Genomic DNA, 352 nt, shown 5'->3' with positions numbered 1-352 from the left:
GGGGGCTGGCACCGGCCCTTCCGTTCCGTGTGACTTGGAGAGTTCCATGCCCGACAGCCTGGGCGCCCTGGCGGAAGGGGCGCTGGATGAGATCCGCGGCGTCTTCCGCCGGCTTCCCCCCGGCGCGATCGATCCGGTGCTCGACGCCCTGGCCGGCGCCCGCCGGATCGTGTGCCATGGCGTCGGGCGCGAGGGGCTGATGATGCGGGCGCTGGCGATGCGCCTCTACCATCTCGGCCTCGACGTCCATGTCGTCGGCGACATGTCGGCGCCGCCGGTCGGGCCGGGCGATCTGCTGGCCGTCAGCGCCGGGCCGGGCGGCTTCTCCACCGTCGACGGGCTGCTGCGCGTC

General features: G+C 74.1%; 1 protein-coding gene. It reads left to right on the top strand.

From position 1 onward, the window contains the following. Positions 1-46: 46 nt before the first annotated feature. Positions 47-352 (top strand): phosphoheptose isomerase family protein (locus tag P409_RS35830; RefSeq protein WP_034850030.1); only part of this gene is annotated, 306 nt, incomplete at its 3' end.

Source organism: Inquilinus limosus MP06 (assembly GCF_000767795.1).
In the GTDB taxonomy this organism is placed as follows: domain Bacteria; phylum Pseudomonadota; class Alphaproteobacteria; order DSM-16000; family Inquilinaceae; genus Inquilinus; species Inquilinus limosus_E.
Note: the sequence above shows the minus strand (reverse complement) of the source record. Positions and strands in the feature narration are given on the sequence as shown.